At 61.3% G+C, this 11,985-nt stretch carries 15 protein-coding genes and 1 riboswitch; of the genes, 14 read left to right on the top strand and 1 reads right to left on the bottom strand.

The features are described 5' to 3' along the window. Both B3M53_RS14510 and B3M53_RS14505 read left to right on the top strand, forming a co-directional pair. Positions 1 to 1,011, top strand: a 1,011-nt coding sequence (locus tag B3M53_RS14510) for a serine hydrolase (RefSeq protein WP_286800856.1), incomplete at its 5' end; no start/stop codon positions are given. Positions 1,012 to 1,104: 93 nt separating this feature from the next. Then, complete coding sequence (locus B3M53_RS14505) at positions 1,105 to 2,379, top strand: dipeptidase (RefSeq protein WP_273020023.1); 1,275 nt, start codon at positions 1,105 to 1,107, stop codon at positions 2,377 to 2,379. 92 nt (positions 2,380 to 2,471) lie between these two features. On the opposite strand, the gene B3M53_RS14500 is transcribed toward B3M53_RS14505, so the two are convergent. Further along, the gene (locus tag B3M53_RS14500) at positions 2,472 to 2,984 is read right to left on the bottom strand and encodes a helix-turn-helix domain-containing protein (RefSeq protein WP_273020021.1); all 513 of its coding nucleotides are present in this window, start codon (positions 2,982 to 2,984) and stop codon (positions 2,472 to 2,474) included. Between the two features lie 160 nt (positions 2,985 to 3,144). Here B3M53_RS14500 and B3M53_RS14495 point away from each other — a divergent pair, with 160 nt between their 5' ends. The 12 genes from B3M53_RS14495 to B3M53_RS14440 form a co-directional block, all read left to right on the top strand. After that, positions 3,145 to 3,369, top strand: a complete 225-nt coding sequence (locus tag B3M53_RS14495) for a RebB family R body protein (RefSeq protein ID WP_022700372.1) — start codon at positions 3,145 to 3,147, stop codon at positions 3,367 to 3,369. A 17-nt stretch (positions 3,370 to 3,386) separates the two neighbouring features. Continuing rightward, a complete protein-coding gene (locus B3M53_RS14490; RefSeq protein WP_273020019.1) occupies positions 3,387 to 3,902 on the top strand; it encodes a hypothetical protein in 516 nt (171 codons plus the stop codon). Then, positions 3,899 to 4,843, top strand: coding sequence for a hypothetical protein (locus B3M53_RS14485; protein WP_273020018.1), 945 nt, complete (start codon positions 3,899 to 3,901; stop codon positions 4,841 to 4,843). Before B3M53_RS14490 ends, B3M53_RS14485 begins: the two co-directional genes overlap by 4 nt. Before the next feature lie 27 nt (positions 4,844 to 4,870). Further along, on the top strand, positions 4,871 to 5,272 hold the full coding sequence (locus B3M53_RS14480; RefSeq protein WP_273020016.1) for a hypothetical protein: 402 nt from the start codon (positions 4,871 to 4,873) through the stop codon (positions 5,270 to 5,272). A gap of 11 nt (positions 5,273 to 5,283) precedes the next feature. Then, positions 5,284 to 5,538 (top strand): hypothetical protein, encoded by a 255-nt coding sequence (locus B3M53_RS14475; protein WP_022700368.1) that lies wholly within the window; start codon positions 5,284 to 5,286, stop codon positions 5,536 to 5,538. Between the two features lie 101 nt (positions 5,539 to 5,639). Then, complete coding sequence (locus B3M53_RS14470) at positions 5,640 to 5,930, top strand: RebB family R body protein (RefSeq protein ID WP_022700367.1); 291 nt, start codon at positions 5,640 to 5,642, stop codon at positions 5,928 to 5,930. 179 nt (positions 5,931 to 6,109) lie between these two features. Further along, positions 6,110 to 6,214: riboswitch (TPP riboswitch) on the top strand. Beyond that, complete coding sequence (locus tag B3M53_RS14465; RefSeq protein WP_273020013.1) at positions 6,210 to 6,599, top strand: MmcQ/YjbR family DNA-binding protein; 390 nt, start codon at positions 6,210 to 6,212, stop codon at positions 6,597 to 6,599. (Overlaps the previous riboswitch by 5 nt.) Before the next feature lie 40 nt (positions 6,600 to 6,639). Next, a complete protein-coding gene (gene thiC / locus B3M53_RS14460) occupies positions 6,640 to 8,532 on the top strand; it encodes a phosphomethylpyrimidine synthase ThiC (protein ID WP_273020011.1) in 1,893 nt (630 codons plus the stop codon). Between the two features lie 184 nt (positions 8,533 to 8,716). Then, positions 8,717 to 9,376, top strand: coding sequence for a hypothetical protein (locus B3M53_RS14455; RefSeq protein ID WP_273020009.1), 660 nt, complete (start codon positions 8,717 to 8,719; stop codon positions 9,374 to 9,376). 171 nt (positions 9,377 to 9,547) lie between these two features. Beyond that, positions 9,548 to 9,847 (top strand): GIY-YIG nuclease family protein, encoded by a 300-nt coding sequence (locus B3M53_RS14450; protein ID WP_273020007.1) that lies wholly within the window; start codon positions 9,548 to 9,550, stop codon positions 9,845 to 9,847. A 797-nt stretch (positions 9,848 to 10,644) separates the two neighbouring features. Then, positions 10,645 to 11,058, top strand: coding sequence for a hypothetical protein (locus B3M53_RS14445; RefSeq protein WP_273020005.1), 414 nt, complete (start codon positions 10,645 to 10,647; stop codon positions 11,056 to 11,058). Between the two features lie 119 nt (positions 11,059 to 11,177). After that, positions 11,178 to 11,985, top strand: an 808-nt coding sequence (locus tag B3M53_RS14440) for a thioredoxin family protein (RefSeq protein WP_286800853.1), incomplete at its 3' end; no start/stop codon positions are given.

Raw genomic sequence — 11,985 nt, 5'->3', positions numbered from 1 at the left:
GAGCCCGGCTTTGATTACGATAATCTGGGCTACAATCTGTATGGCGCGATCCTGGAAACGGTGACGGGGCGCACCTGGCAGGACTGGCTGGAAGAGCGGGTCTTTGACCCGTTGGGCTTGGAGCACACCAGCGCGCGCACCTCTGATTTCGAGCTTGATGCGCAAAGCTGGAACCATATCTGGACCGGGGCCGAGACGGGCTGGTTTGAAGTGCGGCCCAAGACCGACGCCCAGATGCAGTCCGCCGGCGGGATCACCACCTCGCCCACTGACATGATCACCTGGTTGCAGATGAATCTGCGCGGCGAGGGGCCGGCCGGTTCCGGCCTGACCGAGGCGGTCGTGACCGAAGCCCACACCATCGCCGCCGAGGTCAGCCGTGAGGCGCGCAATGCTTATGAACTGCCCTGCTATGGCTATGCGCTGGGCTGGAATGTCTGCGATTTTGAAGGCCACACGCTCTACGCGCATGGCGGCGGCTATACCGGCGCGCGCACCATGATGGCGTTTTCGCCCGATCTGGGAGTCGGCATCGGCGTGTTCTCGAACTCCGACAATATGACCGGCTGGCTGACCAGCCGCACCATGATCCAGTTCCTGCAGTTCGTGATCGATCATGAAGAGGCCGATCGCTGGATGCAGATCCGTCAGGAGCAATACCCCCAGCGTGTCGAGCGGTTGCTCGGCATGCGCCGGGATAGTCTGGATGAGGACCGCGCCACTGATGTGTTCGGGGATTGGAGCTGGGCGCCGTCTGCGTCTGATCTCGCTGTCTATGAAGGTGAGTACGTCAATGACGTGATGTACGCGCCTGTGACGATCTCTGTCGTGGAGGGGCGGCTGCAGGCCGCCTGGGGGGATTATCGGTTCACGGGCGCGCCCGCCCAAACCGATGTCTTCGGGCTGCAACAACATCCTCTGGACGAAATGCTGCCCTTGCAGTTCGAGCGCGATGAAACAGGTGAAGTCGTCGCGCTGACCTATGAAAAGGCGCGTTTCGAACGGCGCTGATCCTGAATGCTTTATTCGCCGCCGCGTTCCGGCCTTGCTCCTCCGCCCCGCTGGGGACTAGCCTCCCCTGTCCTGAAAACAGGGGAGAGGGCGATGAAGGCTTGGATGGCAGGCGTTGCGGCGCTGGCGCTGACCGGTTGTGTGAGCGTGGAGTATTCCGAAGAGGCTGGCTACGCCCCTTCTGTTGAGGCGGGGGCGCAGTCGCTGCGCGGCGCGGATGCGCTGGGCGAGACGGATCGTTCGCTCCATGACCGGGTGCTGACCATGGACACCCATGTGGACATTGGTCAGGGCTACGCCACCGCAGCGCTTGATCCGGGCGGCTTCACCCGCGCTCAGGTCGACTTGCCGAAAATGCGCGATGGCGGTCTCGATGCCGCGTTTTTCATCGTCTATGTGGGCCAGGGGCTGATCAGTCCGATCGGCTATGAAGAAGCCGCCGATCAGGCCGAAGACAAGTATCAGGCCATCGTGCGGATGATCCGCGGCTATCGCGATCAGATCGCCCTCGCCACCACCGCCGATCAGGTGGAGGCCATCCATGAGTCGGGCCGGCTGGTCGCGCTGATCGGGATGGAGAATTCCTGGCCGCTGGGTGAGGACCTGTCCAATGTGGGCATGTGGGCGGAGCGCGGCGTGCGCTATGTCTCCATCACCCATTTCGGCAATAACCAGTTTGGCGGCAGCTCCAACCCCAATCTGGCGCAGGGCGACCCTTCAGAAGATCCGGGGCTGACCGAGCTGGGCCGCGGCCTGGTGTCTGAACTCAATGATCATGGCGTGATGGTTGACGTCTCACATGTCGGCAAACGCACCATGCTGGAAGCGATCGCGCTGAGTCGGGCTCCGGTGATGGCCAGTCATTCCGGCGCTCGCGCAGTTTATGATCATCCGCGCAATCTGGATGATGAACAGCTGCGCGCCATTCGCGATAATGGCGGCGTGGCCCAGATGGTGGCGTTCCGCCGCTATATCGGTGAGGTCGATCCGGAGCTTGCCGAAGCCGAGCGTGCTTTGGCGCAAGAGTTCGGATTCGCCAGCCGTCAGGATTTCGCGGCGGCGACCGAGCGCCAGCGGGACGCCTATCAGGCGCGCTTGCGGGAGCTTCGGGCGTCGATGAATGACATCACCATCTCAACCCTGGCCGACCATATCGACCACGCTGTCCAGGTGGCCGGCATCGATCATGTGGGCATTGCGTCAGACTTTGATGGCGGCGGCGGCGTCGGCGGCTGGGATGACGCCAGCACCACGCCCGCGGTGACCGCCGAGCTGATCCGACGCGGCTATTCTGAAAGCGACATCGCCAAGATCTGGGGCGGCAATCTGCTTCGGGTGATGCGGGCGGTTGAGACGGCGGCGCGCTAAACATCTCAATAGTATAGCGAAAATGAAAGCGCCGGCGTGAGGGTTCACGGCGGCGCTTTTGCTGTGTGAGGGTGGCTGACCCCTCAACGCGACTAGGAGGTGCGCTCTTGCGCCTGCGCTTGCACGCCGCTGCGTTGCAGCCGCTGGACTGTGCGCACGCTGACCCCGCACAGATGCGCCACTTCCGCGGTGGACGCGCCCGCGTTGAGCGCTTCTACGGCGATGAACCGCCGAATGTTTTCGATGAAGCCGGATTTGGATTGAATTTCCACATATCCGGTCTGCCCCGCATTGTTCATCACCACCGAGGTGAAGCGGGAGGAGCCCGGAATATCGGCGAGGATTTTCTGGGTGCTGATCCGCTTGGAGGCGTGGCGGTCCAGATACGCCAGCCCGCGTGCGACGCCGCATTGAAAAAACAACTCTACGGTGAACCAGTTCAAATGCGGCGTTAGCGCGTCAAAGTGGACCTCTATGAACTTTATTAAGGAGGGATCCTGGGTCGCACCCAATCGTGGAGCGATTAATTTATAGGGCGCATCAATAGCTTCGATGGATTTCACCAGCATGTCGGCGCCTTTCAGGGGAAGGGGGTGCGAGGTCAATTGTACTCTCCTCAACGTCAAGTCTGAGCGCCTGAGCGCGGTTCCTCCTTTGTTCGGCTTCAATTTAAGCGCGAAGTCAATCTGCAACGCAAGGGACATTGTCGCCATAGCGACTCTCGTCAGGGTTGTTTTTACTCACCGGGTATTCAGGAGGTGAGAGATGGCGAGTTCTGACGAGGTCAACGGGAAGATCACCGATGCGGTGGCGCAAACCGCTGTCGGCGTGTTGGCCGAGGCGCCATCAGTGGCGATCGGGGCGCTGTATCAGAGTTTGGCGAACGCCAACGGTTTGGCGCTGACCAATTCGGTCTCCAACCAGCAAAACCTCAACCAGCTCAATCCTTCGATCGTCGCACAGGCGATCGCCAAGATTAACGGCTCATAGAGCAGGAGGGTCCGGCGATGGCGAGACAACCCACCCCCAGAACCCCGCGTACGCGGTTAAGCAAAGCCAAGCCCAAGCCCGGCTCGTCGGCGGCGCAAGACGCTGAAGACACAGCCCTGGATGACGCCGTCACCGACGCCCAGGACCTGGCCGACGACGTCGTCTCCGATGAGGGCGACACGCTGGCCAGCGCCAGCCTGCCGACACCCACGACCGATGTTCAAAAAGCGGTGGCCTTCAATCAGGCCCAGCTGACGGCGCAGACGGGTGAAGTCCTCGCCGCGCTTGAAAACCCGGTCGCGGACCAGGCGGCGGTGATGATGCTCGAGGATCTGCGCGGCTACATGCAGGGCTCCGAACAGCTTGTGCTCGCCGCCTCCGGTCAGGCGATGGCGCTCCTGCTCGACCCCGCCACCCAGGATACCGGCAAGAAGGCGCTTCAAGAGCTGGCGACCTGGCAGGCCTCTCTGATCACCTTCTCGGGCTCAGTCACCACAACCGCCAGCACCATCAAGGGAGATTTCGGATCATGAACCGCCAGTCCACAAAATCCGATCCGTCAGACAGCTATGCGGCGCGGCTGAAGCCGGTCTTCACCCCCGGGATTCCGCCCATCGAATCGCTGGAGCCGCAGATCTATCTGGATGCGCAAACTGAAAGCTATGACGCCGCCGGCGCGCCGCGCCTTCATCTGGGGGCGTCTGGGGCGGAAGCCGGCAATCCCCTGGTGCGCGTCATGCTGAACGGCAGCGCGCTGACGCCGACAATCCGCCGGGTCTTCATCCCCAGCAAGTCGGGCTGCACCAGCTTTCTGGTCGAATGGGCCGACGGCGAACCGGGTCTGGTGGTGCTGGCGCTTGAAGCGCTGAACCCCAACGAGATCTCGGCTCAGGTCAGCTATCTGCCGATGACCGACATCGCTGACATTTCCCAAGGCGATCATGACGGGCTGTTGCAGATCACCGTGCCGACATCGTGCGTCGCCCAGACCCTGATCAGCATCCAGAAGAACGGCGCCGGGGATCTGAAATACCGGACCGAGAACACGACAATCGCTTTTGACGAGCTGTCTTCTGACGAAGCGGCCAATCTCAAGCGCTTCATGGATATGGAGCTCGCCGCTGAAGTGGCGTCGGTCTGCGGGTCTTTCGGGTTCGAACTGACCGACATGACCGCGACCTCGCAGCAAGCCGCTCTGGGGCTCGGCATTTCTTCCACCGCCAAGAAAGTCACGATCGGGGTTCTGCAAGCGGGCGGGTTGATCGCCACCGGGCTCAGCTTCGCCTTTGGCCCGATTGCCGCCGGGGTCGGGGGCGCGCTTCGGGGCGTAGCCGGACTGACCGGTCTGGTGACGCCGGAAGATGATGATCTTCAGAACGTTCCCGGTCGCGGTGCGCCGATGGTGGTGGGGCGTCGCTACACGCGCAATCCGGTCCCCGGTGGTGGTCCTAACGACGTCTTTTTCACGATCTAACACGCTGCAGGATCACGAGGTTCAGCCATGAATGAAGCCTTCAAACAGCAAGTGCGCGCGATCGTGATGGCGGAGATCGAGCCTTTGAGCGCGGTCCTGAACCAGATCTGGGCGGATATCCAGGCGATGAAGGCGGACAATGGCGAGGTCATCCCCGATCCGCCCATCCCCGACCCATCAATCCCGGACCCGCCCATTCCTGAAACCCGGGTCCCGCAAACGCCCATCGATATTCCGCCCATTCCGGGGTTCGGGCCGGGGGCGAAAATGACCGAGGCGGAGGCGCAGGCGTCTGACGAAGCGGCGATGCGTCAACGTCTCGAACAAGCGGCGATCGCCCGCCAACAGGAACAATCCGCCTCCATCGCCCGCCGCACCAGCCTGATCGAAGCCCGGATCGCCCAGAAACTTGCGGGCATTCCATTCTAAAGGAGACCATCATGAGCGAAGAAAAACAGATCACCCTGACCATCGACGAGCTCGGGGTCGTCAGCAGCGAAAGCATCGCGACGAACGCCAGCGCCAGCTCCCTGGCGAAGCTGTTCGAAGGCAATGTCCAGAGCCAGCTTCTCAACAACCAGACCGCAGCCGCCACAACGGCGACTTGCGTCGCCTACATCCTGACGCTCGGCCGCAGCGCGGAGACCATCTGGAATCCCAATAACGGCCCTTCGGTCAGCGTCAATCAGGACTGATCCCAAGTTTCTGAGGGCGTCAGCGCTCCAGAAAGCCTCGCAGATCCCGCTCACAGGGATCGGGTCTGCACTTCACCACGACACAACAATGAGGACTTGAAATGTCTACCCAAGCCAACGAACAAGTGAATTCCCAGGTCACCGATGCGGTGACCCAGTCAAACGTCAAAGTGGTCGGTGAAGCGCCGGCCATGGCGATGGGCAATGTCTATCAGGCGCTGGCTCACTCGCACGGCCTGATGTTCGAGAACGCGGTGAACGCCCAGTCGCACGCCTTCACCAACGCGCAGGCCGCCTCCACCCAGGGCGTGATGCAGATCTATTCCGTGGACACCATCTCCGACGCCATCGCCGTCGCGCGGATGATCTCGGCCAACTTCTCGTCGACCTAAATGCGATGAAGCCGACGAGATCGCTCTCGCCGGCTTCATTCTACTCGACCTTAGACCCGCTCCGGATCCCCCCGGGCGGGTCTTTTTTCTGTGCGCTTCTTATACAAGCTCGGTGCACGTTTGCCCAGAGCGAATGAACGCAAACCCTTGCCAAGCGCGTCAGGCGTCTTCAGTGTGTCTTCAGTTCCAAGGGGTGTCCCGCACGGTGGTCGTGCGGGGCTGAGACGTCACCCTCAGGACCGGATCCGGGTCATGCCGGCGGCGGGATGGAGCAGCGCGATGACGCTCGAAGAGTATAATGATTTCTGTCAGTCTCTTCCCCATACGGCCCATGTGGTCCAGTGGGGCGGCGCCCATGTCTGGAAAGTGGGCGGGCTCGAAAAGGGTAAGGTCTTCGCCATTGGCGGCTGGCCGGACAAGGACAGCGACGATCCCGCGCTCGCCGTCACCTTCAAATGCTCCGACATCGTCTATGAAGTGCTGCGCGACGCCGAGGGCTGTCGACCCGCACCCTATCTCGCCAGCCGCGGGATGACCTGGATCCAGCGCACCTCCGACGCCGCCGTCTCCGACGCCGACCTCACCGAACATCTGCGCGCCTCTCACGCCCTTGCAGCTCTTGGGCTGACGAAGAAGCGCCGCACCGAACTTGGCTTGCTGGACCTCTAGCAGCCCGCTCCCTCTCACCTCTCTTGTGAAAGCCCCTCTCATGAACAAGCCCACCAATCAGGCCGAATTTCCGACCCCGACCGTGACCACGGGCCCGCTGGCCGGCTCAAAGCGCGTCTACTCCTCGCCCAAGGCCGCGCCGCATCTGAAGGTGCCTCATCGCGAGATCGGGCTTCATCCCACGGCGATGGAGCCGCCGGTGCGCGTCTATGACTGTTCGGGCCCCTATACCGACCCGAACCAGACGATCGACGTGGAGAAGGGCCTGCCGCGCACCCGCATAGACTGGGTCAAGGCCCGCGGCGGCGTTGAGGAGTATGAAGGCCGCGAGCCGAGCCCGCTCGATAATGGCGGCGCCACGGGCAAGTATCTGGCGCGTGAATTTCCGGTGCGTCATCGCCCGCTGCGCGGCGTCGGCTCGGCCCCGATCACCCAGTATGAATTTGCGAAAGCCGGCGTCATCACCGATGAGATGATCTACGCCGCCGAGCGCGAGAATCTCGGCCGCGCCCAGGCGCTGCACGACGCCCATATCCGCCATGCGGACGGCGAGAGCTTCGGCGCGTCTGTGCCGGAATTCGTGACGCCGGAATTCGTGCGCGACGAGATCGCCCGCGGCCGCGCCATCATCCCCGCCAATATCAATCATGGCGAGCTTGAGCCCATGGTGATCGGGCGGAACTTCCTGGTGAAGATCAACGCCAATATCGGCAATTCCGCCGTCGCCTCATCGGTCGAGGAAGAGGTGGACAAGATGGTCTGGGCCATCCGCTGGGGCGGGGATACGGTGATGGATCTCTCCACCGGCAAGAACATCCACAACACCCGCGAATGGATTTTGCGCAACTCGCCCGTGCCCATCGGCACCGTGCCGATCTATCAGGCGCTGGAAAAAGTCGGCGGCGTGGCTGAGGACCTGACCTTTGACATTTTCGCCGACACGCTGATCGAACAGGCCGAGCAGGGGGTGGATTATTTCACCATCCACGCCGGGGTGCGCCTCGCCTATGTTCCGATGACGGCGGACCGGGTGACGGGCATCGTCAGCCGCGGCGGCTCGATCATGGCGAAATGGTGCCTGGCCCACCATAAGGAGAGCTTCCTCTATGAGCGCTTTGACGAGATTTGCGACATCATGCGCGCCTATGACGTCTCCTTCTCGCTGGGGGATGGCCTGCGCCCCGGCTCCATCGCCGACGCCAATGACCGCGCTCAGTTCGCCGAGCTCGAAACCCTGGGCGAGCTGACCCAGGTGGCCTGGAAGAAGGGCTGTCAGGTCATGATCGAAGGGCCGGGCCATGTGCCCATGCACAAGATCAAGGCCAATATGGACAAGCAGCTCGAAACCTGTGGCGAGGCGCCCTTCTACACGCTCGGCCCGCTCACCACTGACATCGCGCCGGGCTATGATCACATCACCTCCGGCATCGGCGCGGCGATGATCGGCTGGTTTGGCTGCGCCATGCTCTGCTATGTGACGCCGAAAGAGCATCTGGGCCTGCCCGACCGCGATGATGTGAAAGTGGGCGTGATCACCTATAAGATCGCCGCCCATGCGGCAGACCTCGCCAAGGGTCATCCGGCGGCGAAGCTGCGCGATGATGCGCTGTCACGGGCGAGATTTGAGTTCCGCTGGGAAGACCAGTTCAACCTGTCGCTCGACCCCGACACCGCTCGCGATTTCCACGATCAGACCCTGCCGAAAGAAGCCCACAAGGTCGCCCATTTCTGCTCCATGTGCGGGCCGAAATTCTGCTCGATGAAGATCACCCAGGAAATCCGCGACGAGTTCGGCTCCGCCCGCTCCCCCAACACCTCCCTCGCCGCCGAAGAGGTCGACCAGGCCATGGCCGAGAAGGCCGAGGAGTTCAAGGCGAAGGGGTCAGAGATCTACCTCAACGAAAAGGGCGAGAAGCGCGAGCCGATTGATTAGGGCGGATGGTGTGGCTAGGAAACCGATCACTACCAAGACACTTCGCCACCTTTTCACGTTGAGCGGAAACCGGTGCGCCTATCCAGGGTGTGATCACATTCTAATCAACGACGATGGGCTATTTGTAGCGCAAATAGCCCACGTTTCCGCTGCTGAACCCGGCGGGCCTCGATATGATGATAGTTTGGATGATGAATATAGGCGATCTGCGGAAAATTTAATTGCTCTATGCTATCGGCACCACCGGGAAATAGACCTTAATCCTTCGATTTCGGTCGAAGAGGTGGCTAATGTAAAAAGAATACATGAAGCCAATTTCACTGAAGCGCCATTTCGTGTCGCTCAAGTGGCACTGGACCGAATACAGCAAGAACAAGCGGAATTTTGGGCGGCAGCGTTGAGAGTGAATGAAGAGGCTCGGCAAGAATTTGATCTGGTCATTCCAATGTCTGATGGGGCTAATTTTGATGTGCTAGCGAATGAACTAGAAGATGCAATAAATAGGCTGGTAGAATCTGGCAGGTGTCTTTCAGAATATATTGAGGAACTCGACGCTTGTATCGCTCCATTCCTACGTGAGAACCGTTATTCCAACCCTGAGGACAACTGGTGGAAAGACTTTTTCGATCGCGGGTACGGTCTAGACACTCGGGTTTTTGAAACTACCGCGCTCGCTCTTCCAAACTGGGCTTCGCACGCACATTCGAATCTCGCACAGATGAGGCTTAAGTTTGCTGAGCTTGAGCAGAGCCTTGGTGATCAATCACCTGAGTTAGCTCAGAAAATCCAAACTTTGCGGGAACGAGTCACTTTGATCGCGAAAACCTACGCTAACCACGATTAGTTGTGATGTAGCTCGCCCTTGCTCACCTACCTTCTCTTTCCCGGCGCAGGCCGGGATCCAGAGCCTTGGAACGCCTGCGCCTGATGATCTCTGGGTCCCGGCCTACGCCGGGAAAGAGCGGAAGGGGCGAAAGAGGGTGAGGACGGGTACAAACTCCCCTATAACGCGAACATGAATGAGCGCGTTATCCAGCCCTGTGTCTATCTTCTCGCCAGCGGTCGCAATGGCACGCTCTATTGCGGCTCTACGGGCGATCTGATCAAACGGGTCTGGGAGCATCGGCAGGGCATTGGGTCAGTATTCACCGCCAAGTATGCCTTTCACGATCTCGTCTGGTTTGAGCATCACGATGTGATGGCAAGCGCCATCCAGCGCGAGCATCGAATCAAGCGCTGGAAACGCGCGTGGAAATTGCGCCTGATCGAAGAGAGCAATCCGGCATGGGCGGATTTGTATGAGGGATTGGTGTGAATCACTTCCCTCTTTCAAGTCTTCAAGCTTCTCTTCCCCGGCCCCCAATCAAGTTGAGGATAAACTCCGTCCGGGGTCCAGAGCCGTTAAACGTCAGCGCTTGATGATTTCTGGATCCCGGCCTTCGCCGGGAAAGAGAAGACAGGGTAAGAGTCCCCTCCTTCCCCCCCCTTATCCCCACCCCATCCCCCACGCTTTAAGCTGCGCGCACTTCCCTGAGGGCGGGGCGTGTCCGGAGGCGTCTTGACAGGTTCGGGGAGGGGGCATGCCTCGAGCGGCGGGTTCGCACCCTGTCGCAAAAGAGCGGACAGGCGCGCTGACGGCGGCGCGTGTGGGGTCCGGTCAGGTATGAAGCAGCCTGTGACGGTCTGTACGGACGGGATCTGATCGGATGTGTTCTGGATGACATGACTCGCCAGGGCAGGATCTCAGAGACCAAGCGTCAGGGGTAAGGCTTGAAAAGGGATCAAACGGGGCGCCATCCGCCCCGGCCCTTCATATCGGACCGGCGTAATCGGGCGCGTTACTGCGCCCGGCCCCACCCCGGATAACATGCTCGCGCGCGGGATTCGTCGGACCTCGCTGTGCCTTGCTGCTTGCCGGCCTCGCCGGCCGAAGACGACAGTCTCGCGCGCGCCCGCCACCCTGCCGGACAGCTCCGTGCGGGGTAAACGTGCGGCGCGTCAGCCGCCGCCTCAAGGTCTCATTAACCCATAAAATCAGCGAGATGGGTCTCTATTCATCCCCCCTTCATCCCTGATCGCGCAGGCTTTGCGAAACGGGCAGGGGGGACAGCCATGACATCAGTACTGAAAATCGCTGCGGCGGGGCTGGCGCTGGGCGTGATGACGCTGACCGCCAGCCCCGCCGCACTCGCGCAGGACGCCCCGGCTCGACCTTCGCCGAATGGGGAAAGCTACACCTTCGCCGTCTCTGGGGTGGGAGAGTGTCAGATTGTGTTCCTGCCTTACGAGGCCGGTGCGGATTTTGGCGTCACGACGACCAGATGTGAGGAACTCAGTGATACGGGCTCTTGGCGCATTCCCGACGAGGGGCTGGTCAGCATCTCCATAGAGTCGCCAATTGAAACCTTGGTCTGGATGGATGAATGTCAGGCTTGGCCCGTGATTGCGCCCGGCGAGACGGTGATCAATCCGTGCTGGCTGACCCCGATGGGAGGCGAGTTCATCCATGTTTTGCGCGTGGATTGAGCGCCAGGCGATGGCGTTTGGCTCATCGAGCGCGCCACCCCGCATTGAACGCACGCAATAAGACCAGCATGCTGGTCAGACTTTGGCCTGCGGACGACACACTGAATGGGAATTCCTGAATGCTGAAGATCATGCGTCTCGTACTGACCGGGCTTGCGGCCAGCGTTTTGGCGGGCGGCGCTTGGGCGCAGCATGATCATCCCGCGCCCGATTACCCCGAACACGCAGACGCCAGCGCCGTCATCGACGCGGCGCTGGCGCAGGCGCGCGACGCGGACAAGCAGGCGCTGATCGTGTTCGGCGCGGACTGGTGCCATGACAGCCGGGGGCTGGCGTCTAAACTCGAGGACGATGAGCGGCTCTCCGCCCTGATCGCGGATCATTACGTGCTGGTGCGCATGGATGTGGGCCAGCGTCATCGCAATCAGGACCAGCTCCAGCGCTTCGGGGTGATCGAAAGTTTCGGCACGCCCACTCTGGTGATCAGCAATGGCGCAGGCGTGCTGCAAAACGGGCTGACCGCGCATGACTGGCGCACGGCGGACAGCGCCGCCCTGTCTGATGTGGCGATGTATCTGAGCCGGTATGCCGACGACGCCGATCCAGCGGAGCGCGATGTCGCCGGCGCGGATCTGGACGTGGTCACACAGATCTGGCCGCCTTATATCCAGGCCCTCACCGAGATTGAGGCGCGCCTGGCTGCAGGTGAGATGAGCGAGGCCGAGGCTGCTCGCGCCCGCATCTATGCACGCGGCATGGCGCGATCCATCGCCCGTTTGGGGATGGGGCGCGTGGCCGAAGCGCAAAGTGTTGAGATCGCCGACGCGGCTGATCTTCAGGCGCTCGGAGTCGCGCCCGCCACAGACCTGACAGCAGCGATCAGTGAGCGGATTTCAGAGATTGATTTTGATCTGCTGGCGCGGCTGG

The sequence above is a fragment of the Oceanicaulis sp. UBA2681 genome (assembly GCF_002354675.1).
GTDB lineage: Bacteria > Pseudomonadota > Alphaproteobacteria > Caulobacterales > Maricaulaceae > Oceanicaulis > Oceanicaulis alexandrii.
The sequence above is the reverse complement of the archived record's forward strand: the minus strand, read 5'-3'. Positions and strand labels throughout refer to the sequence as shown.